Here is a 26,136-nt window from a genome sequence, read left to right on the forward strand (position 1 = left end):
CCCTCGAGATCAGAACGCGAGAGAAGAATAACGATGCCGGTCTCCGTACAGATGCCCCAGCTCGGCGAGAGCGTGACCGAGGGCACGGTAACCCGTTGGCTGAAGAAGGAGGGCGAGCGCGTCGAGGCCGACGAGCCGCTCCTCGAGGTCTCGACCGACAAGGTCGACACCGAGATCCCGTCGCCTTCCGCGGGTGTCCTCACCAAGATCGTCGTGGCTGAGGACGAGACGGTCGAGGTCGGCGCCGAGCTCGCCATCATCGACGAGAACGCCCAGCCGGGCGCCGCCGCCCCGGCCCCGCAGGCCGCTCCCGAGCCCGAGCCGGAGCCCGAGCCCGCCCCGGCTCCCCCGGCCTCCTCCATCCCGCAGCCGGCCCCGGCCCAGCCCGCTCCCCAGCAGGCCGCCCCGGCTCCGGCCCCGCAGGCCCCGGCCCCGCAGCAGGCCGCTCCGGCTCCGGCCCCGCAGGCGCCGGCTCCGCAGCAGCCCGCCGCCGAGCCCACGCCGCTGCCGTCCTCGGGCGACAGCCCCTACGTGACGCCGCTGGTGCGCAAGCTCGCCAACGAGCACGGCGTCGACCTCGACTCGATCAACGGCACCGGCGTCGGCGGCCGCATCCGCAAGCAGGACGTGCTGGAGGCCGCCAAGTCCCAGCGCGAGCAGGCCGCCGCCCCGGCCGCCGCCCCGGCCGCGGCTCCGGCCGCCCAGCCGGCCGCCGCCGCCTCGGCTCCCGCCGCCGCCCAGGCCCCGGTCGCCGCGGCGCCCGAGCCGGTCGAGGTGGACACCACGCTGCGCGGCCGTACGGAGAAGATGACGCGGCTGCGTCAGACCATCGCCAAGCGCATGGTCGAGTCGCTGCAGACCGCGGCGCAGCTCACGTCGGTCGTCGAGGTCGACGTCACGAAGATCGCCCAGCTCCGGGCGCGGGCGAAGGACGACTTCTTCCGCCGCGAGGGCGTGAAGCTGACCTTCACCCCGTTCTTCGCGATGGCCACCGTCGAGGCGCTCAAGCAGCACCCGAAGCTCAACGCCACGATCAACAACGAGACCAACGAGGTCACGTACTTCGACGTGGAGAACCTGGGCATCGCGGTCGACACCGAGCGCGGCCTGCTCGCGGCGGTCGTCAAGAACGCCGGCGACCTCAACCTCGCCGGCCTCGCCCGCAAGGTCACCGATCTGGCCGAGCGCACCCGCAACAACCAGGTGACGCCCGACGAGATCACCGGCGGCACGTTCACGCTGACCAACACCGGCAGCCGTGGCGCGCTGTTCGACACCCCGATCCTCAACCAGCCGCAGGTGGGCATGCTCGGCACCGGCGCGGTCGTCAAGCGGCCCGTCGTGCTCGACACGCCCGAGGGCGAGGTCATCGCGGTGCGTTCGATGGTCTACCTGGCGCTGACCTACGACCACCGCCTGGTCGACGGCGCCGACGCCGCCCGCTTCCTGACGACGATCAAGCGTCGCCTGGAGGAGGGCCGCTTCGAGGCCCAGCTCGGCCTCGCGTAGTCATCGCCCATGAAGGCCGGGTGGCTCCCCTTCCGGGGGGCCGCCCGGCCTTTGGCGTACTGTGGGAGCCATGGCGATCATCGTGACCGGGGCGTCGGGCCTGATCGGTACGGCCCTGGTGGGGGCGCTGCGCGACGAGGGGCGGGAGGTCGTCCGCCTGGTCCGGCGGGAGCCCGCGGGGCCGGGAGAGGCCTTCTGGGATCCCTCGGCGGGGGTGATCGACCGGGCCGCGCTCGAAGGGGCCGAGGCCGTGGTGCACCTGGCCGGGGCCTCGGTCGGCGACCGGCGCTGGACCGCGGACTACAAGCGCGAGCTGGTGCGCAGCCGCGTCGAGGGCACCCGGCTGCTGGTCGACGCCCTGCGCGCGCTCGGCAGGCCGCCCGAGGTGCTGCTGTCGGCCTCGGGGGTCGACTTCTACGGCGACACGGGCAGCCGGGAGATCGACGAGAGCCAGGGCAGGGGCCAGGGGTTCCTGGCCGAGCTGTGCGAGCGCTGGGAGCGGGAGGCCGAGCGGGCCGCCGAGGCCGGGTGCCGGGTCGCGCGGCTGCGCACTGCGATGGTGCTGAGCCGGCACGGCGGGGCGCTCGGGCGCATGTTGCCGATCTTCCGCGTCGGGCTGGGCGCGCCGCTGGGGACGGGCCGGCAGTACTGGTCGTGGATCTCCTTGGACGATTGGGTGGCCGCCGCACTACATATCCTGAAAAATCGGAATATCGAGGGTCCGGTCAATCTCGGGTCCCCTTCTCCGGTCACCAACGAAGAATTCACCCGGACTCTGGGTAAATGCCTGCGTAAAGGCACAGTCCCCATGCCCGTACCGGCGTTCGCCCTGTCCATCGGGGTGGGCGAATTCGCCCGCGCGGGACTCCTGCCGAGCCATCGCATGATCCCGCGGAAACTGCTTGACAGCGGCTACGGCTTCACGCATACCCGTCTCGACGAGGCGCTGCGCGCCGTACTGTAGGGTGCCGTTCGTCCTTCAGCACGCGGGAGATCCGACATGAGCAGGTCCGGGCAGTCGCACATTCTGGCCATCGGGGGCGGATCGTTCCGCCCGAGTGAGCGTCACAACTTCATCGAGGCGAGCGGGTTGCTGCGGTACGGCCTCGACCTGACCGGCCAGGACCGCCCCAAGCTCGGCCTGGTCGCCACCGCCCTCGGCGACTCCGCCGACTGGCTGCTGAAGATGTACGGCGCCTTCTCCGGCTGGGACGTCGAGCTGAGCCACCTGACGGTCTTCCCCATGCCCAACGTGGAGGACGCGCGGGCCTGGGCGCTCGAACAGGACATGATCTACGTCAGCGGTGGCAGCGTGGCCAACCTGATGGCGTTGTGGCGGCTGCACGGCCTCGACGAGGTCTTCGAGGAGGCGTGGCGGGCCGGCGTGGTGCTGTCCGGGCAGAGCGCGGGCGCCCTGTGCTGGCACGTGGGCGGCAACACCGACTCCTTCGGCCCGGCGCTGCGTCCGTGGGCCGACGGGCTCGCGCTGCTGCCGTACTCGTGCGGGGTCCACTACAACGCCGAGCCGCAGCGCCGCCCGCTGCTGCAGGAGTCGGTCGCCTCCGGCGAGCTGCCCGGCGGGTACGCCGCCGACGAGGGCGTCGCCCTGCACTACGTGGGCACCGAGTTCATCCAGGCGGTCACCGTCGACCCGCGGGCCTACGCCTACCGGCTGGAGTACGACGGCGCCAACGGCGTCAAGGAGTTCAGGATCGAGCCACGCCTGTTGACCCCCTGATTACCCGGACCGGGTGAGGGAACGGCACAATAGGCTCATGCGCCCCATCCACGGGGACGATCCCCACGCGCTGGCCGTCGTCCGCCTTGGTGTGGACGTCCCCTACGAGCAAGCCTGGTCGTTGCAGCGCTGGATGCACGGCAAGCGGGTCGCCGGCGAGCTGGGCGACGCGGTCCTGATCCTGGAGCACGCCCCCGTCTACACCGCGGGCAGGCGCACCCTGCCCGGCGACCGCCCCTCCGACGGCACCCCCGTCGTCGACGCCGACCGGGGCGGCCGGGTCACCTGGCACGGCCCCGGCCAGCTCGTCGCCTACCCCATCGTCGCCGTCGCCGACGTGACCCGTTACGTCTGCGCCCTGGAGGAGACGATGATCCAGGTGTGCGCCGACTTCGGCGTCACCGGCCGGCGGGTGCCGGGGCGGCCGGGCGTGTGGGCGTCCGGCGACGCCGCCCTGGGGCTGCCCGACCGGCAGCTCGGCGCGGTCGGCATCCGCGTCGCGCGCGGCGTGACGATGCACGGGTTCGCGCTCAACTGCGCCAACGACCCCCGGTGGTTCAACCGGATCACGCCGTGCGGGCTGCCCGACGCGGGGGTCTCCTCGCTCTCGGCCGAGACCGGCCGCCGGATCGTGGTCGAGGAGGTCATCCCGATCGCCGAGAAGCGCCTGGCCGAGGCGCTCGGCAGGGAGCCGTTCGACCTGCACGAGGAGGATCTGCTGCGCAGGTGACCAGATCGGCATCGAACAGCGGTTGAATCCGGATCTTTCCGGCTTAACATCGCCGTGTGAAGCGTTCCGCCGCTCTCGTTCTCGCGCTCCTGGTTCACCTGCTCACGCTGGCCTTCTTCGCGCTGGGCGCGTGGGCCGTGCTGGCGCATCTCGGCTCCCTCGTCGCGTGGCTGGTCGGCGGCGTGAGCCTGGCCCTGGGATGGGCGCTGCGGCCCCGTCTTCCCCGCCTGCCGGCCGACGCCGAGGTGCTCGACCGCGCCGCGGCCGGCGAGCTGTACTCGCTGGCCGACCGCGTGGCCGACCGGGCCCGCGTCAAGAGGCCGCGCAAGGTCGCGGTCCGGGACCTGGCCACCGAGACCGTCTATGACCATGTGGGCGTGCCGCGCACGCCGGTGCTGGTCATCGGGCTGCCGCTGTGGCTGGCCCTGACGCCGCGGCAGCGGGTGGCGCTGCTGGCCACCGCGTACGCGCGCACCCCCGCCGCCGAGGAGCTGATCGTGGACGGCGCCCTGTACACGCTGGCCTCCTGGCACGACGCGCTGCTCGGGTCGAGCGCTCCGCTGAAGATCAGGGAGGAGGCCCAGGCCAAGATCGCCGCTTCGTCGCTGGGCGCGCTCGACCAGCCCGGCACGACGTACGAGGCGGCGGGGTTCTTCGGCCGGCTGATCGGGCGGGTGCTGGGCGGCCCGGTGCTGCTGGCGGAGTACGCGCTGACGGCGCTGGCCCGCGCCGGGCGGCCCCGTGCCGAGGAGCGGCGCGAGGCGATCGCCCGGCGGGTCGTGTCCGAGGCCGAGCTGGACGAGCTGCGCGGCCTGGCCGCCGGCGGCTACCTGGCGCCCATCCAGGCCGCGGCGCTGCGCGGCGAGAGCGTCACGGCCATCAGGCAGGGCGCGCTGGCCCGCCACCGGCTCACCGACGACGGCGTGCTGACCTCTGCGCCGCACTCGGAGCTGCTGGGCACCGCCGGGTCCGCGCTGATCGACGAGGAGCTGCTGCGCCACTACACCAGGGCGATCCGCGGCTTCGGGCTCATCACCTGACCCTCGACCGGTCCGGTTCTGCGGCGGACGTAAGCTGGACGGGTGACCGTTGCTCCTGATGGCCGAAAGCTCCTCCGCCTGGAGGTGCGCAACGCCGAGACCCCTATCGAGCGCAAGCCCCCGTGGATCAAGACCAAGCTGAAGACGGGCCCCGAATACACCGAGCTGAAATCGCTCGTGCGCCGGGAGGGCCTGCACACGGTCTGTGAAGAGGCGGGCTGTCCCAACATCTACGAGTGCTGGGAAGACCGCGAGGCGACCTTCCTCATCGGCGGCGACCAGTGCACCCGCCGGTGCGACTTCTGCCAGATCGACACGGGCAAGCCCAAGGAATACGACCGCGACGAGCCGCGCCGGGTCGCCGAGTCCGTCCAGCAGATGGGCCTGCGCTACGCGACCGTGACCGGCGTGGCCCGCGACGACCTGCCCGACGGCGGCGCCTGGCTCTACGCCGAGACCGCCCGGCAGATCCACTCCCTGCTGCCCGGCTGCGGCGTCGAGCTGCTGGTGCCCGACTTCAACGGCAACCGCGACCAGCTGGAGGAGGTCTTCTCCAGCAAGCCCGAGGTGTTCGCGCACAACGTCGAGACGGTGCCGCGCATCTTCAAGCGCATCCGCCCCGCCTTCCGCTACGAGCGTTCGCTCGGGGTGATCACGACGGCCCGCGAGGCCGGGCTGGTCACCAAGTCCAACCTGATCCTGGGCATGGGCGAGACCCGCGAAGAGATCGTCGAGGCGATGCGCGACCTGCACGCCGCCGGCACCGACCTGCTGACGATCACCCAGTACCTGCGGCCGACGCCGCGCCACCACCCGGTGGAGCGCTGGGTCAAGCCGGAGGAGTTCGTCGAGCTGCAGGCCGAGGCCGAGGCGATCGGGTTCGCCGGGGTGTTGTCGGGGCCGCTGGTGCGCTCGTCGTACCGCGCGGGCAGGCTCTACCAGCAGGCCATCGCGGCCCGCCAGACCACCTGATCCAGGCTGACCCCAGCCGATCCTGCTTGATCTTGCTTGAGCGGAGCCCCGGGCCGTTTGCCCGGGGCTTTTCGCGTCCCTAGCATGGCAGGGCTGCCGAGGGAGGGCGAGGCCGTGGCGACCGTGATCCGCACCAGCGACCTGCCCGCGCGCAGCCGTCACGACGCCTGGCGCGGCATCGTCTGCGACACGCTCGGGCCGCTCGACCTGCGCATCGATTCCGGCGCGCCGCTGCGGGGCGAGATCGAGCTGGGGCAGTTGGGCCCCGTGGGCGTGGGCCGGGTGCGCACGTCCACGCCGCACAGCGTCCACCGCACGGCGAAGTTGATCCACCGCGACAACCCCGAGCTCTACCGGGCCGTGCTGGCCGTCTCGGGCAAGCCGGTGCTGCGCCAGGACGGACGCGAGATCCGCCTGGACAAGGGCGAGTTCGCCATCTACGACTTCACCCGCCCCTACGAGATCGCCTACGACTCGGCCGTGCAGCTGGCGGTGTTCAGCTTCCCGCACGAACTGCTGCCGCTGCCCTACGCCGACGTGGCCCGGCTGACCGCGGTGCCCGTCTCGGCGCGCGAGGGCGCCGGCGCGCTGGCCGTGCCGCTGCTGCGCCGGGTCACCGAGGACTACGACGACTACACCCCGGCCAGCGCGGCCAGGCTGGCGACGGTGGTGATGGACCTGGTCACCACGGCCCTGGCCGAACGGGCCGAGCAGGCCGCCGCGGTGCCCGAGGACGCCCGCCGCCGCGCCCTGCTGCTGCGCGTGCGCGCCTTCATCGACCAGCGTCTGGGCTGGTCCGACCTCGATCCGGCGATGGTGGCCGAGGCGCACCACGTCTCGGTGCGTTACCTGCACCGGCTGTTCGAGTCCGAGAACACGACGGTGGCCGCCTGGATCAGGCACCGGCGGCTGGAGCGCTGCCGCGCCGACCTGCTGGGCGCCCGCCACCTGCCGGTCGGCGAGGTCGGGGCGCGGTGGGGGCTGCCCGACTCGGCGCACTTCAGCAGGCTGTTCAAGCGGGCGTACGGGCTGCCGCCGGCCGAGTTCCGGCGCGCCAACCCCGTGCGCTGATCGTCAACCGTCCTGGCACGGGGATCCAAGACGCGCGAGGTCGTGGCCAGCAGACTGAAGGTGTCGCAAAACACCTCAGACGCCTAGGAGCACGACATGCAGCTCTTCCTCAACCTCCCGGTCAAGGACCTGGACCGGTCGCAGAAGTTCTTCACCGAGCTCGGCTTCACGATGTACGGCATGGCCGAGGGCATGGCCTCGATGCTCGTCAACGAGCAGACCCAGGTCATGCTGCTCACCGAGCCGACGTTCTCGACGTACGTCACCAAGGAGATCGCCGACGCCACCACCAGCACCGAGGCCATCCTGGTGCTCGGCATGGAGAACCCGGCCCAGGTGGACGAGCTGGTGGACAAGGCGCTCGCGCTCGGCGCCACCCCGGCCGGCGTGCCGCAGGAGGCCGGGTTCCGCTACCAGCGCGGCTTCGCCGACCTCGACGGGCACCACTGGGAGGCCCTCTGCCTGGTCCAGCCCGCGTGAACGGCCACGCCACCTCGGCGGACGGCACCGTGCTGGCCTACGACAGCTACGGCGCCGGGCCCGCGGTCGTGCTGGTCAACGGCGCGTTCGGCGACCGGGCGCACCCCACGCTGGCGGGCGTGGCCGCCGCGCTGGCGCCCTGGTTCACGGTCGTCAACTACGACCGCAGGGGCCGGGGCGGCAGCGGCGACACCCGGCCGTACGCGGTCGAGCGGGAGATCGAGGACCTGGCGGCGGTGATCGGCGCGGCGGGCGGGACGGCCATGGTGTTCGGGGGCTCGTCCGGCGCGGCGCTCGTGCTGGAGGCCGCCGCCCGGGGCCTCGGCATCACGAGGGCGGCGGTGTGGGAGCCGCCGTACCACGTGGACGAGGACGCTCCCCCGCTGCCGGACGACTTCGCCGCGCAGCTCGACGCGCTGGTCGAGGCGGGCCGCTGGGAGGAGGCGGTCGAGCGGTTCATGGTGGAGGCGGCCGAGGTGCCGGTCGAGGCCGTGGCCGCGATGCGGGCCGACGCGTCGTGGGCGCACCTCAAGGACGTGGCCCGCACGCTGGCCTACGAGGCCGCCGTCCTCGGGCCGGGCAACCGGCTGCCGGCCGCCACGCTGGCCGCGATCGCCCAGCCGCTGCTGGTGCTGAGCGGGGAGCGGAGCCCCCGGTGGATGGCGGGCGCGGCGCTGGCGGTCGCGGCGGCCGTGCCGGGGGCGCGGCACCGGGTGCTGGAGGAGCAGGCCCACGCCGTGACGCCGGAGGCGCTGGTGCCCGAGTTGCTGGAGTTCTTCGCCCGGTGACAGGCTTTGCATAACGTAAAGGCCACAAACCTATCGAGTGCTCGGTTTTCTGGTGAACACTGATGCCGTGGAACTCGACGAACTGATCGCCCGGCTCGACCTACCCACCAAGATCCGCCTGCTCACCGGGGCCGGCATGTGGTCCCTTCCGCCGATCCCCGAGATCGGGCTCGACCGGCTCGTGATGAGCGACGGCCCGATCGGCGTCCGCGGCGAGCAGTGGACCTCCGCCGACCCGTCGATCGCGCTGCCCAGCCCGACCGCGCTCGCAGCCACCTGGGACGTGGAGCTCGTCCGGCGGGCCGGCGCGCTGCTGGCCCAGGAGGCCCGGCGCAAGGGCGTACACGTGCTGCTCGCGCCCACGATCAACCTGCACCGCTCGCCGCTCGGCGGCCGGCACTTCGAGTGCTTCTCGGAGGATCCGTACCTGACCGGCGAGATCGGCGCGGCCTACGTCGAGGGCGTGCAGGAGGGCGGCGTGGCCACCACGCCGAAGCACTTCGTGGCCAACGACTTCGAGACCGACCGCTTCACCGTGGACGTGCGGGTCGACGAGAAGACGCTGCGCGAGGTGTACCTGCGGCCGTTCGAGCGGGTGGTGCGGGCCGGCGCGTGGGGCCTGATGACGGCCTACAACGCGGTGAACGGCACCACCATGACCGAGCACTCCGCCCTGGTCAACGGCGTGCTGAAGGACGAGTGGGGGTTCGACGGGCTCGTCGTGTCCGACTGGACGGCCGTGCGCAGCACCGAGGCCGCCGCCCTCGGCGGCACCGACGTGGCCATGCCCGGCCCGTTCGGCCCGTGGGGGGACAAGCTGGAGGCCGCCGTCCGGGAGGGGCGGGTGCCCGAGTCGGTGATCGACGACAAGGTCCGGCGCGTCCTGCGGCTGGCCCGGCGCACGGGCGCGCTCGGCGGCGGCGAGGACCGGCCCGCCCCCGGCCCCGTCGACGGCCCCGTCGACGGCCCCGTCGACGGACTCGCGCTGGCCCGCGAGGTGGCCGCGCGCGGGTTCACCCTGCTCACCAACGACGGCGTGCTGCCGCTGCGGGACGTGCGCACGCTCGCGCTCATCGGCTCGGCGGCCGGCGAGGCCCGGGTCATGGGCGGCGGCAGCGCCCAGGTCTTCCCCGACCGGATCGTCTCGCCGCTGGCCGGGCTGAGCGCGCTGGAGGGCGTCGAGGTCCGGCACGCCGTCGGGACCGACCCGCGGATCCGCCTGGCGCCGCTGGCCTGCCCGGTCGTGGCGCAGTTCCTCGACGCGAGCGGCGGCCTGCTGGCCGAGCATCCGCTGGCGGCGGCCGAGGCGCGCTGGGTCGGCCAGCTGCCGCCGGACGTGGACGGCGAGCGGCTCGACGCCGTGCGGCTGCGGGCGGCGTACACGCCGGGCACGTCGGGCCGGCACGAGCTGTCGGTGGCGGGCGTGGGCGCCTTCACCGTCACGGTGAACGGCGAGACCGTCCTCGACGCGACGATCGAGCCGGAGGGGGGCGATCCGGCGGCCGCGTTCCTGTCGCCGCCGGAGCGGCGCTTCGCCGTCGAGATGGCCGCGGGCGAGCCGTACGAGCTGAGCGTGACGCATCCGGCGGGGGCCTTCGGGGGCATGGCGTTCGTGGCGTACACGCTGGGCCACGCCGACCCGGCGCCGGGGCCGGACGAGCTGATCGCCGAGGCCGTACGGGTGGCCGCGGACAGCGACGTGGCGGTGGTCATGGCCTCGACCACGCCGGAGGTCGAGAGCGAGGGCTTCGACCGCGAGACCCTGGCGCTCCCCGGCCGCCAGGACGAGCTGATCCGCGCCGTGGCCGCGGCCAACCCGCGCACGGTGGTCGTGGTCAACGCGGGCTCGCCGGTGGAGATGCCGTGGGCGGACGAGGTCGCGGCCGTGCTGCTGACCTGGTTCCCCGGGCAGGAGGCCGGGTCCGCGCTGGCCGACGTGCTGTCGGGCCGCGCCGAGCCCGGCGGCCGCCTGCCCACCACGTGGCCCGCGACGCTCGCGGACGCCCCCGTCACGGACGTCACCCCCGTGGACGGCGCTGTGGTCTACGACGAGGGCACGTCCATCGGGTACCGGGCCTGGGAGCGGTCGGGGCGGGTTCCGGCCTTCTGGTTCGGCCACGGCCTCGGCTACACGACGTGGAGCTACGACTCCATCGCCGCCGAGGGCGCGACCGTGACCGTCGCGCTGACCAACACCGGCGACCGCTTCGGCCGCGAGGTCGTGCAGATCTACCTCTGCCGGGGCGCCGACCGCCGCCTGGCCGGGTTCGACGTGGTCGAGGCCGGGCCGGGAGAGACCGTGATCACGACCGTCTTCCTGCCCGACAGCGCCTTCCAGGTGTGGGAGGACGGCTGGCGCACGGTCGAGGGCGAGTACACGGTCCAGGCGTCGCACCACGTCGCGGACCCGAGGCTGTCGATCGCGGTGAAGATCTAGCGACAAAGGCCGGTCGCGTTTTCCATAGTGCACCAGTTGGTTTGTATCCTTCTGAGCATGGCAAAGTCCGAGGATCCAGAGAAGCCGGGGCGCATCAAGCAGCTCCGCATGATCGCGCAGATCATCAAGCAGGCCAACCCCAAGGGGATGCCGATCGTCTTCCTCTCGGCGGTGGGCACGCTGGCTGTGGTCGTCGTGATCGGCCTGGTCACGGACTACCTGTGGTATTCGGTGTTCATCGGCGTCCTGGCCGCGCTCACCGTCGGGCTGGTCGTCTTCGGCCAGCTCGCCCAGAAGGCCCAGTACTCGATCCTGCACGGCCAGACCGGCGCCGCCGCCGCGGTCCTGCAGGGCATGCGGGGCAACTGGCAGGTCACCCCGGCCATCGCCGTCAACCGTGACCAGGACCTGGTCCACCTCGTCGTCGGCTTCCCGGGGGTCGTGCTGGTCTCCGAGGGGCCGGGCAACCGGGTGGCCAAGATGCTCGCGGCCGAGAAGAAGCGGGTCGCGCGCGTGGTGCTGGGCGTCGAGATCTACGACATCCAGTGCGGCGACGGCGAGGGCCAGGTGCCGATCGCCAAGCTCCAGCGGCACATCATGAAGCTGCCGCGCAACCTGAAGAAGCCCTCCGTCAACGAGGTCAAGGACCGGCTGCGCTCGCTGCCGAAGAACCTGCCGATGCCGAAGGGCCCGATGCCCAAGGGGGCCCGCATGCCGCGCGGCCCGAAGATGCGCTAGTGCTGTCGGTCTCCTCGCGGGCCAACCGCCACTGGTGGGACGGCAACGCCGACGACTACCAGGTCGAGCACGGCGGCTTCCTACGGGACACCGGCTTCGTCTGGTGCCCCGAGGGCGTCGACGAGGCCGAGGCGCACCTGCTGGGCGAGGTGCGCGGCCGGCGGGTGCTGGAGATCGGCTGCGGCGCGGCGCAGTGCGCGCGGTGGCTGGTGACGCAGGGGGCACAGGTGGCCGCCTTCGACATCTCCCACCGGCAGTTGCGCCACTCCCAGCGCATCGACCTCGACACCGGCCTGCGCGTGCCCGTGGCGCAGGCCGACGCCGAGTCGCTGCCGTACGCGTCCGGCGCCTTCGACCTGGCGTGCTCGGCGTACGGGGCGCTGCCGTTCGTGGCCGACCCGCTGGCGGTCTTCCGCGAGGTGCGCAGGGTGCTGCGGCCGGGCGGCCGGTTCGTGTTCTCGGTGAGCCACCCGATCCGCTGGGCCTTCCCCGACGATCCCGGCCCGCGCGGGCTCACCTCCGACCGCTCCTACTTCGACCGCTCGCCCTACGTCGAGCAGGACGACGACGGCACCCCCTCCTACGTCGAGCACCACCGCACGATGGGCGACTGGATCGGCCTGCTGGCCGCCTCCGGGCTGACTCTCACCGGCCTGCTGGAGCCGGAGTGGCCGCAGGGGCACGAGCGGGCGTGGGGCGGCTGGAGCCCGCTGCGCGGCCGGCACATCCCCGGCACGGCCATCTTCACCTGCGCGAATACCTAGCCGCCAGCGCGGCGAAGACCTCCTTGGGCTCCCAGCGGGTCTCGTCGAGCATCCTGACCACGCCGTAGGAGCCGAGGTCGTCGGCGCCGCGCCGGTTGTAGGCGGCGAAGGTGAACCAGAACACGGCCGCCAGGCCCTCGGCCTCGAAGACGTCGAGCAACTCCTCGAAGTAGCGGACCTGCTCGCCCTCGTCGGGCACGGCCCCCTCGGGCACCAGGTACGCCGAGCCGCCCCGCTCCCCCGCGCCCTTGTACGCGCAGGTGCCGAACTCGGTGGCGGCCACCGGCTTGCCGTGGGCGAAGTGGGCGCGCACCTCCGCCGGGAAGTCGGCGGCGTTGTAGGCGGCGCGGTAGGCGTCGACGCCGACGATGTCGAAGGGCGTCCAGTCGACGAACTCCCAGGGGCCCGACGCGTACGTGAGCCGGCCGCCGAACCGGGCCCTGACCGCCGCGGCGGCCTCGGCCAGGAAGGCGTTGAAGCGGGGCGCGACGTCGGCGGCCGTCGTCTGCCACCAGGCGAGGTCGGCCGTCGTCATGGCCTGCAGGCGCTCGGCGTACGTGGCGCCGGGGATGAAGCCGTGGCAGAACGCGCTGGTCTCGCACCCGGCGACCAGCACCACCTCGGCGCCGGTGCGGCGCAGGGACTCGGCGCGGGCGGCGCAGTCGGCGTAGAGGGCGACGGCCTGCTCGGGGGTGGCGTCCACGGGGAAGGGCGCGAACCACACCTCCAGACCGGCCGCCGCGGCCCGCTCGGCCGCGACGGAGAGCCGGTCGGGGTCGCCGCCGGAGACGCGGACGGCCGTGCAGTGGAGCTCGTCGGCGATCACCCGCATCTCGCGGGCGACGACGTCGGGGTCGAAGGTCCGGCGGCTGAGCTGCGGGCCGTTCAGAAACCCAGTGTCGTAGTTAATCCCTTTTTTCACTATTTTCCCTCTTTTATGGATGAAAAGCCGTTTTCGAGGAGGTCGAAGGCCGTCTCGACGTCGTCCGCCAGCAGCCGGCCCGCCTCCTCCAGCGCTCCCCCCGCGGCGAGCCGATGGAAGAACGTCTCCTGGAGCGTGGTGACCGCGGCGGTGATCTGGGCCGCCATGAGCTGGGCGGTCAGGCCGCCCGCGGGCACGCCCACGGCCTCGGCCAGCGCCGCCGCCAGCGCGTGCCGCTCCCCCGCGTGGGTCTGCTGGACGGCCGCCAGCAGCGCCGGGGTGGCCGCGATCACCCGGACGCGGGTCAGCAGCCCTTCCACGTCCACTTCTTTCGCACCCTGGGCGGCCATCGCCCGATAGTGCTCGCGCAGCGCGCCGAGCGGCGAGACGCCCGGCGCCCGGCCCGCCACGATCGCGGCCGTGTCCTCCGTGACGCCGTCGAGCGCCAGGCACTCCTTGCTGGGGAAGTACGCGAACAGCGTGACCTTGGCGACCCCGGCCGCCTCGGCGATCTCGTTGACCGTCACCGCGTCGTAGCCGCGCTCGGCGAACAGCCGCAGAGCCGTCTCCGCGATGCGCCGCCGCGTCTGCTCCTTCTTGCGCTCCCTGAGCCCCGCCATCATGACTCCACAATAACCGTACCGGGTAAGAAAACAAACCCGGTACGGATTTCTACTCCGCGGTGCTCATCGGCGCGCGGGCGGCCAAACCGGCGGTGGCGGCCAGCATGGCGGCGCTGAGCGCGAAGACGCCGAGCACGCCGGTCGCCCCCGCCACCACGCCCGCCACGGCGGGCACCAGCACCTGGCCCAGCCGGTTGCCGGTCAGGCGCAGCGCGAGCGCCGTCCCGCGCTCGCCGGCCCGCGCGCGACCGGCCACCCAGGACAACGTCAGCGGCTGGCCCAGCCCCAGCGCGAACCCCATCAGCGCGACCACCGGCACCGCGGCGGCCGGGCCGCACAGCGGCAGCGCGGCGACGGTGACCGCGGCGGCGACGGTGCTGGTCACCAGGACGGCGCGGCGGCCGTACCGCAGCACCAAGCGTTCCATGGCGAGCCTGCTCACCATCGTGGTGGCGGCCCGCAGCGCCAGCAGCGCGCCGACCGCGACCACCCCGGCGCCGCGGCTCTGCCCCCAGGCCGGCAGGTACGCCAGCACCAGGTCGATCGTGGACACGGTGGCCAGGCTCGTCACCAGGGCCTGCCACATGCCCTCCTGGCCGAGCGTGCCGCGCAGCGGGAAACGCCGGACGGCGGCCCGCCCGCGCGCCGGGCCCGGCCCGCCGGTCCACAGGCTCGCCACCCCCGCCACCAGCCCGAACCCGGCCGCCACGACGAGGGCGGGCCCGACGCCGGCCGCACTGCCCGCCTCGCCACCGGTGGCGAGCGTGCCGCCGGCCACGAGTGCCGCGGCGGACGGCCCGGCGAGCTGGCCGAGCGAGGTGAACACGGTGAAGCGCGCGTAGGCGCGGTCGTGGCCCCCGGCGGCCACCCGGTTGGCGATGACGGCCTGCTGGGCGACGACGGACAGCAGGTGCCCGAGCCCGAACAGCGCGTTGAGCAGCACCAGCGCCCACAACGAGCGGGCCACGGCCAGGGCCAGGGCGCTGCCGGTGATCAGCGCGGCGCCCAGCAGGGCCGCGCCGCGCTCGCCGGAGGCGTCCACCCAGCGCCCGACGGAGACGGCCGCGAACAGCGGGAGCACCGAGAACCCGGCGGTGATGAGCCCGATGCCGAGGTTGCCCGCGCCGATCTCGATGGCCCGGTAGCTGACCATCGGACGGGCCGCGAACGTCGCCGCCTGCACGCACACCGCCGCCACCATGAGCGGGCCGAACCACCGGCCCGTCCCGGCCCGGCGGGACGTCACATCCGGACGACCATGGTGTTGGACACCCGGTCGTGCACCCCGCGGTGGTCACGGTCCCAGATCAGGGCCGGCAGGGCCAGGCCGAGCAGGACGGTGCGCACCAGCACGGGCAGCAGGCGGGGGGCGCCGCCGTCCATGGCGGCGACGCGGACGCCGGCCAGCCGGTGGCCGAACGTCTGGCCCATGAAGCCGACGAGCAGCAGGTATTGGAGCGCGAACACCAGCGCCGGCGCCCACGGGGACTCGGCCGGGTTCATCCTGAGCAGCAGCTGCACGACGACCCAGGTGCAGATCATCCAGTCGATCACGAGCGCGGCGATCCTGCGCCCCCACCCGGCGACCGATCCGCTGCCCTCCTCGGGCAGCCCGAGACGCTCGCCCGGGTATCCGAGGTCGATTCCGGCGGACCGGACGCCGCCCAGCCAGGTCTGCGTCCACCGAGGCTCGTTGCTGCTCATGCCGTCAACGGTATCCGGCCCCAGGGGCGGTCGGCATCGTGACCCAACCGCGCTCTGCCGTCGCCATCATGGTCGCCATGCCACACGGGGATGACCTTGACGCGCGCTTCAACGAGGTGATCGCGCAGATCGACGAGGGCGAGCGCCGCAGGATGCGCTCGTCCGCCGCCAAGGGGGCCAAGGAAGGCGTGACGCGGCAACGCGCGCCACGCCCGCCGCGGCGGGACCGCTTACCCGCCGATCACGTTCGGGTCGACCACGGCCCGCGCCGGCTCGGGCGCATGTCGGTCGCCCTGATCGCGTTGTGCGCGATCGTGGGCGCCGCGGGGCTCGTGGTCACCTACCGCCCCGACCTGCTCGGCGGGAACCCCGGCCCGGAGGCCCTGTCCGTGCCCGCGAACCGCGTCGACGCGGACGACCCCTTCGCCGGCTCGCCCGCCGAGCGCTACGCCGACGGCGCCGCGGGCCTGGTGATGCCGGCGGCGAAGGCGCTGGGCGGCCTGTCGAAGGCGGAGGTGGCCAAGGGCCTGGAGCGCACCCGCGCCCTGCTGGCGGCCGCCCTGCTCGACCGTGAGACGCTGCTGGGCGGCCGCCCCAAGGCGTTCGCCCGGCTGCTCGACGCCGACCAGCGCGAGTCGTTCCACAAGGACCTGGGCGGCAAGAAGTACGACAGCCGCCAGATGGTCAACAGCTTCGCCCCCGGCAGCGCCGAGCTCGCCACCGACGTGGTCAAGATCAACGGCACCGCCCGCCTCGGCACCTTCCGGGAGGACGGGCTGCACGGCGTCAAGGTCGACGTGAACTACCTGGCCGTCTACGCCGTGCGCCGCCCCGGCGCGCCGGCCACCACCATGCGGCTGGTCTCGCAGCTCACCGGCGAGGTGCAGCTGTACCGCTCGGACGGCAAGCCGGCCCTGTGGGTGAAGTGGGGCATGAGCAGCACCCCGGCCGACTGCGACATCGACGACGGGTTCGTCCACCCCGTCTACGAGGACGACGCGCCCGGTACGGTCGCCCCGACGGGCCCGGCCCACGACCCCTACGACCTGGACGACCGGCCGGATTTCGACGGCGGCTGCGACACGTCCCAGGGGACGTGACCCTGCGTAACACATGCGAAACAATCGAGACACCGTACGGAAACGGCCGCGACTTAGCGTCGGCATGATGGCCAGTCCCTCAGGGAGGTTCGAGAGTGTTCAACTCCGCCGACGACGTCCTGAAGTTCATCAGTGACGAAGGGGTGCAGTTCGTCGATGTCAGGTTCACCGACCTGCCGGGGACGACGCACCACTTCACCTTCCCGGTCGAGAACTTCGGCGCGAACGTCTTCACCGACGGGCTCATGTTCGACGGCTCGTCCATCCGCGGCTTCCAGGCGATCCACGAGTCGGACATGCTGCTGCTGCCCGATCCGTCCAGCGCGGTGCTCGACCCGTTCCGCCAGCACAAGACGCTCAACCTCAACTTCTTCGTGCACGACCCGCTGACCGGCGAGGCCTACAGCCGCGACCCGCGCAACGTGGCGCGCAAGGCCGAGGAGTACCTCAAGGGCACCGGCATCGCCGACACGGCCTACTTCGGCCCCGAGGCCGAGTTCTACATCTTCGACGACGTGCGCTTCGAGACCAAGGCGAACGCCGGCTACTACTACATCGACTCCATCGAGGGCGCCTGGAACACCGGCAAGCGGGCCGAGGGCGGCAACCTGGGCTACAAGCCGCGTTACAAGGGCGGCTACTTCCCCGTCCCGCCGATGGACCACTTCACCGACCTGCGCTCGGAGATGGTGCGCAACCTCATCGAGTGCGGCATCGACGTCGAGATGCAGCACCACGAGGTCGGCACCGCGGGCCAGGCGGAGATCGACTTCAGGTTCGGCACGCTGCTCAAGACGGCCGACAACCTGATGCTCTACAAGTACGTCATCAAGAGCACCGCCCTGGAGTACGGCCACACCGTCACGTTCATGCCCAAGCCGATCTTCGGTGACAACGGCTCCGGCATGCACTGCCACCAGTCGCTGTGGAAGGACGGCTCGCCGCTGTTCTACGACGAGGTCGGCTACGCGGGCCTGTCCGACACCGCCCGCTACTACATCGGCGGCCTGCTGCGGCACGCGCCGTCGCTGCTGGCCTTCACCAACCCGACGGTCAACTCCTACCACCGCCTGGTCCCGGGCTACGAGGCCCCGGTCAACCTGGTCTACTCCCAGCGCAACCGCTCGGCCTGCGTGCGCATCCCGATCACCGGGTCCAACCCGAAGGCCAAGCGCATCGAGTTCCGCGTGCCCGACCCGTCGTGCAACCCGTACTTCGCCTTCTCGGCGATGCTGATGGCCGGGATCGACGGCATCCGCAACAAGATCGAGCCGCCGGAGCCGGTCGACAAGGACCTCTACGAGCTGCCGCCGGAGGAGGCCCGCCAGGTGCCGCAGGTGCCCGGCTCGCTGCCCGAGGTGCTCGACGCGCTGGAGGCCGACCACGACTACCTGCTCGAAGGCGGCGTGTTCACGCCCGACCTGATCGAGACGTGGGTGTCGTACAAGCGGGAGAACGAGGTCGACCCGATCCGCCTGCGGCCGCACCCGCACGAGTTCGAGCTGTACTACGACGTGTGAGGCCGCGGTTCTCCCCTCGGGAGAACCCGGAACCGAGGGGGCCCGGCGCCGATGACGGCGCCGGGCCCCTTCTCGCTCACCCCCGCGAAACGGAGCCGCCGCGCCCTTCGGGCGGGTCGATCGCCTTCCCCAGAAAGGTCGCCTGGGGGACCTCTCCGCCGCCGACGACGAGACTTCGCCGGGCGGCCGCGTAGTACGCGTCCCGGGCCTCGTCCACCCGGCGGACCGCCGGACCCCACGACTCCCAGTCGTCGGTGACGCCCCGGGTGAAGTCGTTCAGCCGCTCGATCGCCCCGCGCCACGCGCGGGCCGCCTCCACGGTGGCCGCGTCGCCCAGGAGCAGGACGCCCTCCCACGTCCTGGTCCGGCGGTTCTCCGCCTCCGCGTAGAGCCGGCCGACCTCCTCGGCGTCGATCGGCTCGCTGCGCGACCCCGGCCGCTTCCTCGCGGTCGCCCTGTGTGCCAGGACCGACAGGTCCTTGAGCGTGCCGGCGTACTGCATGTAGGCGTCGAGACGCTGGGCGTCCCATCGCGTCCGCAGCTCCCGGTTCCATCGAGCCCGGTCGGCCGCTCTGGTCGTGGCCAGGGTCGCCAGGGCGCCGACGACGACGCCCAGCAGCGCGGGCAACTGGGCGAGCAACTGGCTCATGGGGAGAGCGTGGCACCCGTTCCGCGCCCCCGCAACGGCCGGTCGCGGGGGCTCTGGCGGGGTTCGCCGAACGCGGTTACCTTGATCCCAGATCACGCAACCGGCCATCGGCCGAACGCGCCCGAAGGATCTGGAGGACCGTCATGAGGATCAGACGAGGGCTGTTAGCCGCGGTGCTGGCCGCCGGCGCGCTCTGTCTCGGTTCGACCCCGGCTCACGCCATCCCGCCGCCGCCGCCCGGCGGCGACCTCCTCGTCGTCTTCGCCTACTTCAACGGCGACCAGCTCGTCGGCCAGCGCTGGTTCGGCTGCGGCCAGCCCGCCGGCGAGTGGGGCGTCCTGTCGGGCACCCAGAAGGTCTACTTCACGCCCTGCTGAGCCGTGCGCGGGGACCGCCCCGTGGTCAGAAGTCGAAGCGGGGCGCCGACGCGGTGAGGATCTCCGACTTCGGCGACACCGGCCACAGGGCGGTCAGCTCGTCGTAGAGGGCCGTGGCCAGGCGTTCGACGTCCGCGCGGGCCGTCTCGTGCAGGGCCTCGGCCACGATGAGCACGTCGGTGGTGCTGTCGCGGACCGCCGACAGGCCGCTCTGCCGGTTGGTCCAGCGGCGCGCGTGCGCCTGGCCGTCCGCGTCGGCGAAGATCACTTCTCCGGCGGCCGGGTGCTCCGTCTCGCCGGAGAAGGTCAGGTACGTCTCCTCGCCCGAGGCGTACCGCACCTCGACGAAGCCGGAGACGCGGGAGACGTCGAACACCGCCACCGGCACGGCGAAGGCGATCGAGACCGCGTTGCACAGGTCGATCAGGGGATGCAGGCGCGGCAGTGCGCCCTCCTTCCTGAAGCGGCGCAGCAACGACTCCGACGCGCACCGGTACTGCGTCGGCTTGAGCCCCATCCGGGTGAACGCCCGCCGCCACGCCTGGATCTCGGGCAGCTCGCTCTCGGGGCCGGCCCGCCGGGCGGCCAGGTCGCCGTAGCGGGCCACCTGGTCGTCGACGCGGGCGGCGGCGTCGACGCCCGCCACGTGGAGCGCGAAGGGCACCAGGTCGGGGAAGTCCCGCCAGATGTCCGCGGAATGCTGGAAACGCACTGTCACCTCGCCGGTCGTCTGACTCGTGCGCCTCACGATACTGCGGCGGCCGCCCGCCGTCCCCGCGCGGCGTGCCGGGCGCGGGCGGCGGTCAGGGCGTAGCAGCCGAACGTCGCCGCCGTCAGGACGGCCGCGGCGAGCAGGGGCCGCCCGACGACGCCCAGCACCGCCACGCCGAGGGTGGCGCCGACCTGGCGGGAGGCGTTCAGCACGCCGCCCGCGGTGCCCGCCGTGCCCGCGGGGGCGGCGTTCACCATGCCCGCCATCAGCGCCGGGAACACGAACGACAGCCCGAACCCCATGACCACCAGCCAGGGCGCGAGCACGTCGGTGAACGCCACCCCCGCCAGGCCGGCCGCGAGCAGGGCGAGACCGCCGAGGATCGGCGGACGGGGGCCGTAACGGGCCACCAGGCGGCCGGTGAGCAGCGGGTTCACCGTCATGGGCAGGGTGAGCGGCAGGAAGGCGAGCCCGGCGGCGACCGGGGACAGGTGGCGGGTGTCCTGGAGGAGGAGGGTGAGCACGAACAGCGCGCCGGAGAAGGCGAAGTTGGCGACCGTCCCGGCCAGCAGCTCGGGCCAGGTCGCGGCGAGCAGGCCGCCGGGCAGGGCGGGGGCGTGGCTGCGGCGCTCCACCAGCACCAGCGCCGCCAGGACGGCCACGGCCAGCCCGGCGGCGAGCGCGGAGGTGTCGATCAGGGCCTCGGCGACCAGGCCGAGCAGCACGCAGGCCAGCGCCTGGACCTGCCAGTCGATCCGCCGGGAGCCGCGCGGGGAGGCGACGTCCCGCATGATCAGCAGGCTGGCCACGGCGAAGGGCACGTTGACCAGGAAGACCGCGCGCCAGCCGGACAGTCCGACCAGGAGGCCGCCGAGCAGGGGGCCGGCGGCCAGCGCCGAGCCGGTGACGGCCGCCCACAGGCCGGTGGCGCGGGCGCGGGCGGCGGGCGGCGGGAACATCTCGGCGAGCAGCCCGAGCGAGCCGCCGGTGCACAGCGCCGCGGCCACGCCGAGCAGCGCGCGCAGCACGACCAGCACGCCGAGGTCCGGCGCCGCCGCGCTGAGCAGCGACAGCGCGCCGAACAACGCCACCCCGGCCTTGAAGACGCGGGCCGCGCCGAACCGGTCGGCCACGGCGCCGGCGGTGAGCAGCGACGCGGCGAAGGCGACGGTGTAGGCGTTGACCGCCCACTGCTGCCCGGCCAGCGAGCCGCCGAGGGAGGCGCGCAGGTCCGGCAGCGCGATCGTCAGCACGGTCGTGTCGAGGATCACCAGGAAGTAGGCGAGGGAGAAACCGAACATTCGCATGCCCACAGCCTGGTCAAACGCCGCTTTTCCCCTCAACAGGCGGCGCCGTACGGGGCATTCGGCACAACCTTATGCTGCTCTATATGGACTTGCGGCAGTTGAGGGGCTTTGTCGCCGTCGCGGGGGCGGGCACCGTCACCGGCGCGGCGAACGCGCTCGGCCTGGCCCCGGCGTCGGTGTCGGAGCAGGTGCGCAGGCTGGAGGGCAGCCTCGGCGTGCCGCTGTTCGAGCGCACGCCCCAGGGCATGCGGCTGACCGAGGCCGGCGCCGCGCTGCTCGGCCGCGCGCAGGGCCTGCTCGACCACGCCGAGGAGGTGCGCCGCGCGGTCACCGGCCGGCGCCGCCGGGTGCGCGTCGGCGCGCTGGAGATGCTGGCCGCCGCCCGGCTGCCCGCCGTGCTGCGCCGCCTGTCCGAACGCCGCCCCGACCTGGACGTGGACGTACGCTCCCTGATGCGGCAGGACCTGCTGGCCCAGGTGGCCGCCGGCGACCTGGACGCGGCGCTCCTGCTCGACCTCGGCCCGCGGATCGGCGGCCTCGGGTTCACCCCGCCGCCCGGCATGGACTTCCTCGACGTCGGCGAGGTCGCGCTGACGCTGGTCGCCGCGCCGGACGGCGAGCGCGAGCCGCTGCTGGTGAGCCCGCCCGGCTGCTCGATCCGGCTCGCGGCCGACCAGACGTTCGGCCCGGACGTGCCGCGCAGGGAGCTGACCAGCATCGCCACCGCCCGCGAGTGGGCCAGGCAGGGCTTCGGGCAGGCCCTGCTGCCGGACTTCGCGCTGGGCGCCGACCTGCGCTCCGGCGTGCTGGTCGCGCTCGACTGCCGGGCGCCCGCGCTGGCCCTGCGCCTGGTCTGGCTGCGCGGGCGCGAGGAGTCGCTGCGGGACGTGCTGTACGCCATGAGCGCCTGAATCGGCGGCCTGCTCACTGGTCCTTGCGCCGGGCCTTGATGCCGGTGATGCGGCGGAACACGTCCCACCAGAAGGGGGCGCCGAACAGCAGGGCCACGTACGTCAGCAGGTAGCCGGGCCAGTGGCTGGGGGTGGTGAGCCGGCTCCACCAGGTGGCGCCGTTCCAGTGCAGCGTGGGGTCGCCCTCGGCCGGGATGGCGATGCTGACCAGCGCGTGCTGGAGCATCTGGACCATCGCGGGCTCGCTGAGCGTCTCGGTGATGCACGGCACGGGGTCGGACTGGCCGCACCGGGCCTTGAGCTCGTCGTAGGCCGCCGGGCCCGCCTCGGCCACGGCGGTCACCGAGGCGCGGAAGGCGTTGTCGCGCAGCAGCGTCTTGCCGTACTCCAGGCCGTCCATGGTGAACAGCAGCGTGACCAGGAGGCCGAGGACGGCCACCACCCACTTGACGTAGCGCTTGTACAACATCGACAGGCGTTCCATCTCGCCGTCGAACCAGGTCTCGACGCCCTGCCGGAACCGGTCGAGGTCGCGCTGCGCGGTCTCCCAGACGCCGCGCAGGTGGCCGTACAGGGGGCTGCCCATCTCCTTGAGCTTGGCCAGGAAGCCCTCGACGCCTTCGGGCTCGGCGGCCGCCAGCTCCATCAGGGCGACGGCGAAGCGCCCCGGCGGGATGTTGGCGATGCTCGTCCGGCCCTTCGTCGGGTGGTCGATCTCCTGGACGCGTTCGTACAGCAGCTTGACCATGGCGTCCTGCGCCTTGGGCTCGGCGACCGGCAGCGTGCCGGGCTCGGCGGGCGCGGGCTGGTCGCTGTGGACCGGCCGGGGATCGCGGGAGAACGGCAGCGCGGCGAACACGTCGCGCACCTTGGCGGGCAGCCACGACCTGCCCTGCGCGTCGGCGCCGTCGAGGGTGTCCCTGAGGTAGGCCCACAGGAACTTGCTGCGGATCGCGAGCAGGCGTACGAACGCCTCGTTGACCCCGCTCACCAGCAGTGAGAGCAGCAGGAACGACACCACCAGGCCGAGGGCCAGGTCCACGTAAACGGATAACACCTGCGCCTTGATACACCCGGCGGCGGACCGGGATCAACCCCCGTAGAAGACGCGCTCGACGACCTGGCGGGCGCGGCGGGTGACGCGGCGGTAGTCGTCGAGGAAGTCCTCCGAGCCGTCCGGCGGGTAGCCGAGCGTACGGGCGATGAGCCGGCGCTCCCCCGCCTCGGCCGGCACGCTGTCCCCCGGCCTGCCCCGGACCAGCATGATCGCGTCGCGGACCCGGGAGGCGAACCGCCACGCCTCGGCCAGCACGCGCTCGTCGGCCGGGTCGAGCAGCCCCTCGGCCGCCGCCGCGCGCAGCGCCCCGATGGTACGGGTGGTGCGCAGGGCCGGCACTTCGCCCGCGTGGCAGAGCTGGAGCAGCTGGGCCACCCACTCCACGTCCGACAGCCCGCCGGGGCCGAGCTTGGTGTGCAGGGCGGGGTCGGCGCCGCGCGGCAGCCGCTCGGCCTCCATGCGCGCCTTCAGCCGCCTGATCTCCCTGATCGCGTCCTCGCGCAGCCCGCCGGCCGGGTAGCGCAGCTCGTCGATCACGGACGTGAACGCGTCGCCGAGCGAGGCCTCGCCGGCCGAGAAGCGGGCGCGCAGCAGCGCCTGCGCCTCCCACGGCGACGACCAGCGGGCGTAGTAGGCGCGGTAGGAGGCCAGCGTGCGCACCAGCGGCCCCTGGCGGCCCTCGGGGCGCAGATCGGGGTCGATGAGCAGCGGCGGGTCGGGCGCGGGCAGCGACAGCAGCCGGCGCAGCTCGTTCGCCACGGCGAAGGCGGCGTCGGTGGCCTCCCGCTCCTCGACGCCGGGCAGCGGCGAGTGCACGAACATCACGTCGGCGTCGCTGGCGTACGAGCACTCCATGCCGCCGAGCCGGCCCATGGCGATGACCGCGAACCTGGTCACGTCGGGGGCCTTGGTCAGCGCGGCGTCGAGCGCGGACTGCAGGGTCACGTCGGTGAGCGACGACAGGGCCGTGCCGACGGCCTCGATGTCGAGCAGCCCCGAGATGTCGGCGACGGCCGTGCGGAACAGCTCCCTGCGGCGCAGCCCGCGCACGGCCGCCACCGCGGTCTCCGGGTCGCCGGCGTGCCGGGACACCGCGGCCGACGCCTCGCCGCGCAGCGACTCGGGCGGGCGCACGGCCAGCTCCGCGTCGGAGCCGAGCATGGCGACCGCGTCGGGGGCGTGCATGAGCAGGCCGGTGGCGTAGCGGCCGGTGCCGAGCACCCGCGCCATGCGGGCGGCCACCGCCGTCTCGTCGCGCAGCAGCCGCAGGTACCAGGGGGTGCTGCCGAGCTTGTCGCTGACCTGGCGGAAGCCGAGCAGCGCCGCGTCGGGGTCGGGCGTGTCGGCGAACCAGCCGAGCATGACGGGCAGCAGCGTGCGCTGGATGGCCGCGCGCCTGGACACGCCCGTGGTCAGCGCGGCGATGTGCCGCAGGGCGCCGTTGGGATCGACGTAGCCGAGCGCCTCCAGCCGGGCCGCCGCGGCGGCCGTGGACAGCCGCGCCTCCGACTCCGGCAGCCGGGCCACCGCCTGGAGCAGCGGACGGTAGAACAGCTTCTCGTGCAGCCGCCGCGCCTCCATGGCGTGCCGGCGCCACCGGGCGGTGAACTCCCCCACCGGGTCGGCCTGCATGCCGAGGGCGCGGCCGAGCCTGCGCAGGTCGGCCTCGTCGGTGGGCAGCAGGTGGGTGCGCCGCAGCCGGTGGAGCTGCAACAGGTGCTCGACCTGGCGCAGGAACGAATACGCCTCGGCGAGCCCGCGCGAGTCGTCGCGGCCGACGTAGCCGCCGCGAGAGAGCGCGGCCAGGGCCGGGAGGGTGGCCCGGCGGCGCAGCAGCGGGTCGAGCCGGCCGTGCACGAGTTGCAGGAGCTGGACGGCGAACTCGATGTCGCGCAGCCCGCCGGGCCCCAGCTTGAGCTGCCGCTCCCCCTCGGCGCGCACGTGCGACTCGACGCGGCGGCGCATGGACTGGACGTCCTCGACGAAGTGCTCGCGGGTGGCGGCCGTCCAGACCAGGTCGTTGACCGCCTGGACGTAGGACTCGCCGAGCTCCTGGTCGCCCGCCACCGGACGGGCCTTGAGCAGCGCCTGGAACTCCCAGGTCTTGGCCCAGCGGCGGTAGTAGGCCAGGTGGCTGGCCAGGGTGCGGACCAGCGGGCCGGACCGCCCCTCGGGGCGCAGGCCGGCGTCGACCTCCCACAGCGAGCCCTCCTGGGTGGCCGCCGTGCAGGCCCGCATCATGGCCTGGGCCAGCCGGGTCGCCGACCGCAGCGCCTTGGTCTCGTCGGCGCCCTCGCGCGGCTCGGCGACGAAGATCACGTCGACGTCGCTGATGTAGTTGAGCTCGCGCGCGCCGCACTTGCCCATGCCGATGACCGCCAGGCGCGCCTCGGAGTCGTCGACCTCGGCGCGGGCGATCGCGAGGGCGGCCTCCAGCGCCGCGCCGGCCAGGTCGGACAGCTCGGCCATGACCTCCGGGAGCGTGGCCTGCCCGGTGAGGTCGCGGGCGGCCAGGTGCATGAGCCGGCCCCGGTAGGCCACCCGCAGCGCCACCAGCGGGTCTGGGTCGCCGGCGCGCGGCTCGGGCTCGCCGGGCTCGGCGCCGACGGCGCGCAGCAGCGCGGCGCGCGCCCCGCCCAGCTCGGGCTCGGCCAGCAGGGCCGTCTGCCCGGGGTGGCGGACCAGGTGCTCGCCGAGCGCGGCGCTGACGCCGAGCACGGCGAACAGGCGCGCCCTGAGCCGTTCGTCCTCGCGCACCGCGGTCAGGACGGCCGGCTCGCGCTCGGCCAGCCGGGTCAGCGAGACCAGGGCCAGGTCGGGATCGGCCACGGCGACCAGGAACTCCAGGAGGTCGTCGAGGTCGGCCGGGGTGCGGTCGAGCAGCTGGGCGGCTCTGGCACCGTCGGCGAAGCCGAGCTTGGCGAGGCGTGCGGCGGTCGATTCGATCCTGGGCACCTGCTCATCTTGACAGGTCACTTCGGGAAAGC

Annotated in this window: 25 protein-coding genes; 16 read left to right on the forward strand and 9 right to left on the reverse strand. The window is 73.3% G+C overall.

Features of this window, described 5'->3' with window-relative positions; genetic code table 11:
• Window positions 1-33 precede the first annotated feature (33 nt).
• The 12 genes from sucB to ABT158_RS15045 all read left to right on the forward strand — a co-directional run bounded on the left by sucB (window position 34) and on the right by ABT158_RS15045 (window position 12,267).
• Window positions 34-1,509, forward strand: coding sequence for a 2-oxoglutarate dehydrogenase, E2 component, dihydrolipoamide succinyltransferase (gene sucB / locus ABT158_RS14990; protein ID WP_352353383.1), 1,476 nt, complete (start codon window positions 34-36; stop codon window positions 1,507-1,509).
• Window positions 1,510-1,579: 70 nt separating this feature from the next.
• Window positions 1,580-2,473 (forward strand): TIGR01777 family oxidoreductase, encoded by an 894-nt coding sequence (locus ABT158_RS14995; protein WP_352353385.1) that lies wholly within the window; start codon window positions 1,580-1,582, stop codon window positions 2,471-2,473.
• A 36-nt stretch (window positions 2,474-2,509) separates the two neighbouring features.
• Window positions 2,510-3,247, forward strand: a complete 738-nt coding sequence (locus ABT158_RS15000) for a Type 1 glutamine amidotransferase-like domain-containing protein (protein ID WP_352353387.1) — start codon at window positions 2,510-2,512, stop codon at window positions 3,245-3,247.
• 37 nt (window positions 3,248-3,284) lie between these two features.
• Entirely contained in the window at window positions 3,285-3,977 is a 693-nt protein-coding gene (gene lipB, locus ABT158_RS15005) for a lipoyl(octanoyl) transferase LipB (RefSeq protein WP_352353389.1), read from the forward strand.
• Between the two features lie 56 nt (window positions 3,978-4,033).
• On the forward strand, window positions 4,034-5,017 hold the full coding sequence (locus tag ABT158_RS15010) for a M48 family metallopeptidase (RefSeq protein WP_352353391.1): 984 nt from the start codon (window positions 4,034-4,036) through the stop codon (window positions 5,015-5,017).
• A gap of 42 nt (window positions 5,018-5,059) precedes the next feature.
• The gene (gene lipA, locus ABT158_RS15015; protein ID WP_352353393.1) at window positions 5,060-5,989 is read left to right on the forward strand and encodes a lipoyl synthase; all 930 of its coding nucleotides are present in this window, start codon (window positions 5,060-5,062) and stop codon (window positions 5,987-5,989) included.
• 84 nt (window positions 5,990-6,073) lie between these two features.
• A complete protein-coding gene (locus ABT158_RS15020) occupies window positions 6,074-7,060 on the forward strand; it encodes an AraC-like ligand-binding domain-containing protein (protein ID WP_352353395.1) in 987 nt (328 codons plus the stop codon).
• A gap of 96 nt (window positions 7,061-7,156) precedes the next feature.
• Window positions 7,157-7,540: a VOC family protein gene (locus ABT158_RS15025; RefSeq protein WP_352353397.1), complete on the forward strand. Its 384-nt coding sequence runs from the start codon at window positions 7,157-7,159 to the stop codon at window positions 7,538-7,540.
• A complete protein-coding gene (locus ABT158_RS15030; protein ID WP_352353399.1) occupies window positions 7,537-8,328 on the forward strand; it encodes an alpha/beta fold hydrolase in 792 nt (263 codons plus the stop codon). Before ABT158_RS15025 ends, ABT158_RS15030 begins: the two co-directional genes overlap by 4 nt.
• A 67-nt stretch (window positions 8,329-8,395) precedes the next feature.
• Complete coding sequence (locus tag ABT158_RS15035; protein ID WP_352353401.1) at window positions 8,396-10,765, forward strand: glycoside hydrolase family 3 protein; 2,370 nt, start codon at window positions 8,396-8,398, stop codon at window positions 10,763-10,765.
• A 57-nt stretch (window positions 10,766-10,822) separates the two neighbouring features.
• Window positions 10,823-11,503, forward strand: a complete 681-nt coding sequence (locus ABT158_RS15040; protein WP_352323051.1) for a DUF4191 domain-containing protein — start codon at window positions 10,823-10,825, stop codon at window positions 11,501-11,503.
• Window positions 11,503-12,267 carry a class I SAM-dependent methyltransferase gene (locus ABT158_RS15045; protein WP_352353403.1) on the forward strand — a complete coding sequence of 255 codons (765 nt, stop codon included), beginning with the start codon at window positions 11,503-11,505 and terminating at the stop codon, window positions 12,265-12,267. The genes ABT158_RS15040 and ABT158_RS15045 overlap by 1 nt, the downstream gene beginning before the upstream one ends.
• Here the strand turns inward: ABT158_RS15045 and ABT158_RS15050 are convergent.
• The 4 genes from ABT158_RS15050 to ABT158_RS15065 are packed head-to-tail and all read right to left on the reverse strand — an operon-like array spanning window position 12,248 to window position 15,516.
• Complete coding sequence (locus tag ABT158_RS15050) at window positions 12,248-13,189, reverse strand: glycoside hydrolase family 113 protein (RefSeq protein ID WP_352353405.1); 942 nt, start codon at window positions 13,187-13,189, stop codon at window positions 12,248-12,250. The genes ABT158_RS15045 and ABT158_RS15050 overlap by 20 nt on opposite strands.
• A complete protein-coding gene (locus tag ABT158_RS15055) occupies window positions 13,189-13,812 on the reverse strand; it encodes a TetR/AcrR family transcriptional regulator (RefSeq protein WP_352353407.1) in 624 nt (207 codons plus the stop codon). Before ABT158_RS15055 ends, ABT158_RS15050 begins: the two co-directional genes overlap by 1 nt.
• A gap of 49 nt (window positions 13,813-13,861) precedes the next feature.
• The gene (locus ABT158_RS15060) at window positions 13,862-15,058 is read right to left on the reverse strand and encodes an MFS transporter (protein ID WP_352353409.1); all 1,197 of its coding nucleotides are present in this window, start codon (window positions 15,056-15,058) and stop codon (window positions 13,862-13,864) included.
• Entirely contained in the window at window positions 15,055-15,516 is a 462-nt protein-coding gene (locus tag ABT158_RS15065) for an RDD family protein (RefSeq protein ID WP_352353411.1), read from the reverse strand. The genes ABT158_RS15060 and ABT158_RS15065 overlap by 4 nt, the downstream gene beginning before the upstream one ends.
• A 77-nt stretch (window positions 15,517-15,593) precedes the next feature.
• Between ABT158_RS15065 and ABT158_RS15070 the strand changes: the two genes are divergently transcribed.
• Both ABT158_RS15070 and glnA read left to right on the forward strand, forming a co-directional pair.
• Window positions 15,594-16,616 (forward strand): hypothetical protein, encoded by a 1,023-nt coding sequence (locus tag ABT158_RS15070; RefSeq protein ID WP_352353413.1) that lies wholly within the window; start codon window positions 15,594-15,596, stop codon window positions 16,614-16,616.
• Between the two features lie 95 nt (window positions 16,617-16,711).
• On the forward strand, window positions 16,712-18,136 hold the full coding sequence (gene glnA, locus ABT158_RS15075; protein ID WP_352323044.1) for a type I glutamate--ammonia ligase: 1,425 nt from the start codon (window positions 16,712-16,714) through the stop codon (window positions 18,134-18,136).
• A 76-nt stretch (window positions 18,137-18,212) separates the two neighbouring features.
• Here the strand turns inward: glnA and ABT158_RS15080 are convergent, their stop codons facing one another.
• Window positions 18,213-18,785 carry a hypothetical protein gene (locus tag ABT158_RS15080; RefSeq protein ID WP_352353415.1) on the reverse strand — a complete coding sequence of 191 codons (573 nt, stop codon included), beginning with the start codon at window positions 18,783-18,785 and terminating at the stop codon, window positions 18,213-18,215.
• 143 nt (window positions 18,786-18,928) lie between these two features.
• Between ABT158_RS15080 and ABT158_RS15085 the strand changes: the two genes are divergently transcribed.
• On the forward strand, window positions 18,929-19,162 hold the full coding sequence (locus ABT158_RS15085) for a hypothetical protein (protein WP_352353417.1): 234 nt from the start codon (window positions 18,929-18,931) through the stop codon (window positions 19,160-19,162).
• Between the two features lie 25 nt (window positions 19,163-19,187).
• Here the strand turns inward: ABT158_RS15085 and ABT158_RS15090 are convergent, their stop codons facing one another.
• Window positions 19,188-19,874: a B3/B4 domain-containing protein gene (locus ABT158_RS15090; protein ID WP_352353419.1), complete on the reverse strand. Its 687-nt coding sequence runs from the start codon at window positions 19,872-19,874 to the stop codon at window positions 19,188-19,190.
• Between the two features lie 32 nt (window positions 19,875-19,906).
• Entirely contained in the window at window positions 19,907-21,181 is a 1,275-nt protein-coding gene (locus ABT158_RS15095) for an MFS transporter (RefSeq protein WP_352353421.1), read from the reverse strand.
• 83 nt (window positions 21,182-21,264) lie between these two features.
• Between ABT158_RS15095 and ABT158_RS15100 the strand changes: the two genes are divergently transcribed.
• Window positions 21,265-22,092, forward strand: coding sequence for a LysR family transcriptional regulator (locus tag ABT158_RS15100; protein WP_352353423.1), 828 nt, complete (start codon window positions 21,265-21,267; stop codon window positions 22,090-22,092).
• A 13-nt stretch (window positions 22,093-22,105) separates the two neighbouring features.
• Here ABT158_RS15100 and ABT158_RS15105 read toward each other — a convergent pair whose 3' ends face one another.
• The gene (locus tag ABT158_RS15105; protein WP_352353425.1) at window positions 22,106-23,149 is read right to left on the reverse strand and encodes a hypothetical protein; all 1,044 of its coding nucleotides are present in this window, start codon (window positions 23,147-23,149) and stop codon (window positions 22,106-22,108) included.
• Window positions 23,150-23,182: 33 nt separating this feature from the next.
• On the reverse strand, window positions 23,183-26,104 hold the full coding sequence (locus tag ABT158_RS15110) for a bifunctional [glutamine synthetase] adenylyltransferase/[glutamine synthetase]-adenylyl-L-tyrosine phosphorylase (RefSeq protein ID WP_352353427.1): 2,922 nt from the start codon (window positions 26,102-26,104) through the stop codon (window positions 23,183-23,185).
• Between the last annotated feature and the right edge of the window lie 32 nt (window positions 26,105-26,136).

It is taken from the genome of Nonomuraea sp. NPDC001636 (assembly GCF_040298265.1).
Classification (GTDB): Bacteria; Actinomycetota; Actinomycetes; order Streptosporangiales; family Streptosporangiaceae; genus Nonomuraea.

Bases quoted from the DNA above. Each gene is read 5' to 3' on its own strand.
- ABT158_RS15100 (WP_352353423.1), top strand. From the start codon at position 21,265: ATGGACTTGCGGCAGTTGAGGGGCTTTGTCGCCGTCGCGGGGGCGGGC.
- ABT158_RS15065 (WP_352353411.1), bottom strand. From the start codon at position 15,516: ATGAGCAGCAACGAGCCTCGGTGGACGCAGACCTGGCTGGGCGGCGTC.
- ABT158_RS14995 (WP_352353385.1), top strand. From the start codon at position 1,580: ATGGCGATCATCGTGACCGGGGCGTCGGGCCTGATCGGTACGGCCCTG.
- ABT158_RS15055 (WP_352353407.1), bottom strand. From the start codon at position 13,812: ATGATGGCGGGGCTCAGGGAGCGCAAGAAGGAGCAGACGCGGCGGCGC.
- ABT158_RS15085 (WP_352353417.1), top strand. From the start codon at position 18,929: ATGAGGATCAGACGAGGGCTGTTAGCCGCGGTGCTGGCCGCCGGCGCG.
- ABT158_RS15025 (WP_352353397.1), top strand. From the start codon at position 7,157: ATGCAGCTCTTCCTCAACCTCCCGGTCAAGGACCTGGACCGGTCGCAG.
- ABT158_RS15080 (WP_352353415.1), bottom strand. From the start codon at position 18,785: ATGAGCCAGTTGCTCGCCCAGTTGCCCGCGCTGCTGGGCGTCGTCGTC.
- ABT158_RS15020 (WP_352353395.1), top strand. From the start codon at position 6,074: ATGGCAGGGCTGCCGAGGGAGGGCGAGGCCGTGGCGACCGTGATCCGC.
- sucB (WP_352353383.1), top strand. From the start codon at position 34: ATGCCGGTCTCCGTACAGATGCCCCAGCTCGGCGAGAGCGTGACCGAG.
- ABT158_RS15040 (WP_352323051.1), top strand. From the start codon at position 10,823: ATGGCAAAGTCCGAGGATCCAGAGAAGCCGGGGCGCATCAAGCAGCTC.
- lipB (WP_352353389.1), top strand. From the start codon at position 3,285: ATGCGCCCCATCCACGGGGACGATCCCCACGCGCTGGCCGTCGTCCGC.
- ABT158_RS15095 (WP_352353421.1), bottom strand. From the start codon at position 21,181: ATGCGAATGTTCGGTTTCTCCCTCGCCTACTTCCTGGTGATCCTCGAC.
- ABT158_RS15070 (WP_352353413.1), top strand. From the start codon at position 15,594: ATGCCACACGGGGATGACCTTGACGCGCGCTTCAACGAGGTGATCGCG.
- ABT158_RS15000 (WP_352353387.1), top strand. From the start codon at position 2,510: ATGAGCAGGTCCGGGCAGTCGCACATTCTGGCCATCGGGGGCGGATCG.